Raw genomic sequence first — 2383 nt, 5'->3', positions numbered from 1 at the left:
ATTTTTCTACCTGTTAGGTAAAGTGATTAATTAAGTTTAACTTAAATTTCATATTTTTAGTATATTAAATATTTAATGAAGTTCAGGTTAATAACTAATAAAAAATTATTAATTTTATATATATTTAAAACCACTATAGTTAAAAACTAAGCTAAAATGACAAAACATATAATTTATAAATTAACACAATAATATAATCTGATAGCAATTTATCAGTTCGATCTACTTCAAAGTGTAATAAAGGTGCATTAAATGATAGATATAAAAGTAAGTGCGAGATTTAATTTTAACTATGGAATGCCTATAGTAACTTCAAAATATTCTCCTCTTGAAAATAACTCAATTACCATTGATGGAGGTTATGAAATATATGAAGGTATTATTAACAAAAGAAAACAATCATTGCTGTTAAATGAAAAAATTGAATTTGTAACGAAGTTATCCGATGATGAGCGCAACAATTTTGTTAATCAACAAGTTGATGTAAATGTGCTGCCTCCAGTAGTTATAATCTCAAGCAATAGATCAGGTTTTATACAAAAAATGCTTGACCAGTTCCGGTATTGGGTGACCGAGATTGATGATCCTGTTTCTCCATCACCAAATTTATTGATTGATTCAAAGCCTTTTAGAGATAAGTACCCAGGATTATTTTATGATCCTTTACGATGTGGGCGAAATCTGATTATTGTAGTACACGCTTGTGAATATAAGGATTATAATAATAAATTAAAGGAATTCCTCATTCAAGGAGGCGATCAAAATAACCAACAAAGAATCATGCTGGTAGGCTGGATGTGGCAGAGTTATACTAAAGATATTTTGATGGCAGGTTTTGGTGCCAGTAGAGTTGCTGCTATAAAGTTTCTTAAAGGATCAAATTGCCCAAGAGCTTGGCTCATGGATGATAACATATTGCATATTAATCAATTTCCTGAAAGCCTTGCAATAGTAGAAGCTCAGATGGATAACAATACAAGTGCCATTGGGTTTGCTGGATGTACCTCAGTCGTTCCATCTGCGCCGGGTACTATAGCCGCTGCAGGAGCGTTAGATAACCCAGCTACGACTGGGATACTTCAGCAGGCTGTACTATGGAATATAAGCTATATGAACGAAGCTAATCAGAGCACTGGTATAAACTTTAGTCCTTATTTTATAGCTTCTAATGAAGATATAAGCTTTGGTGAATATTTAAGAATGAAAGGGTTTGCTTATAAGATATATACTAATTTAACAGTTATAAAGTTAGAGGCTCCATTAAACCAAGAAACTTTAAAGAATAAGGGTACTATTAAATTAATTTCAAATATAAAAGAAATTCTATATGAATTAGAAAAAAATTATGAGATTACTAACTTAGGCATGTCTACTCCTAAGCCGCTCCCTATTGGAAGTATTATAGATAATCAATCCAAACAATTTACCGACAATAAAAACACAGTATCTTGCCAAATTATAGAACAGATATTAGTGGCGTGGATCAAGTCCGCTTCTGGTGGCAACAAAGGTGTGCAACCTGCCATAGATGCACTTTTTGCAGATAGTTATAAAGCAGGTTTTAAACAGATAGCTTAGAAAAAATATGACTATTCTAGGCTGTGTTGTATTTTTAATTAATGGGAATATGATTAAGTAAACTTAAATTATGTATATTACCATTAAAATTTTAAAGTTATCGAAAGTAGCTGTATTATGACTGGTACCGATTATATGTCCTTTTTGAATTATACGGATGTATTTTATGCCGATAATAATTTTAGCAGAGGGAATACTCTTAAAATCTATCTTGAGACAATTATTTATTTAGGTTGTCAAGAGCAGAAGTATTACTCCCACTTTTATTAATAGTGACTTTCTGAGAGTGCCCATTATGCCTCAATGCTTTATAAAAAAATGCTTTAGCTGCAGCAGTACTCCATTTTCAAAATTTATAGTGTTATCTATAGAGACCCGCAACTCTATATAAGTACATCCAACTACCATTTATAGGTTTGATCCCTCCTCCAAATATTGCCTATAGCCTTCTTATGCTTCCTTACCCTAATACCTATTAATTTTATAAATTTATAATCCACCTTTGTATTGTGGCATAGTTTATCCGGTAGCGTTGCAAAGAATGAAATTGAAGGAAGAAGTTATCTAGTTTTGTGAGGTTTTTTAGAAAATATAAGCAGGAGTTGGTAAGTTAAATTGCCTTTCAATAAAGTATTTAATATTTATAACAGAGCTCTTAAGTAAGTAATAAAGCTGCCCCTTGAATAACATATTGATTGTCTCAATGCCTAGGATGGTATTATAAGCTGTTTTATAACTATGATAATCCATAGCATCTTTGGTTTTCCATTTTACCCGTCTGTGATATTGCTCAATTATGTTATTT

Annotated in this window: 1 protein-coding gene and 1 pseudogene; one reads left to right on the top strand and one right to left on the bottom strand. The window is 31.4% G+C overall.

The window, feature by feature from the left end; translation table 11 throughout:
- Nucleotides 1-252 precede the first annotated feature (252 nt).
- Complete coding sequence (locus NF27_RS09130; RefSeq protein WP_039458644.1) at nucleotides 253-1578, top strand: hypothetical protein; 1326 nt, start codon at nucleotides 253-255, stop codon at nucleotides 1576-1578.
- Nucleotides 1579-2160: 582 nt separating this feature from the next.
- Here NF27_RS09130 and NF27_RS12595 read toward each other — a convergent pair.
- A pseudogene (locus NF27_RS12595) lies at nucleotides 2161-2383 on the bottom strand (hypothetical protein); the annotation flags it as partial.

The organism is Candidatus Jidaibacter acanthamoeba (assembly GCF_000815465.1).
GTDB lineage: Bacteria > Pseudomonadota > Alphaproteobacteria > Rickettsiales > Midichloriaceae > Jidaibacter > Jidaibacter acanthamoebae.
The sequence above is the reverse complement of the archived record's forward strand: the minus strand, read 5'-3'. Positions and strand labels throughout refer to the sequence as shown.

Coding starts and splice junctions, on each gene's coding strand:
- NF27_RS09130 (WP_039458644.1), top strand. CDS start 253: ATGATAGATATAAAAGTAAGTGCGAGATTTAATTTTAACTATGGAATG.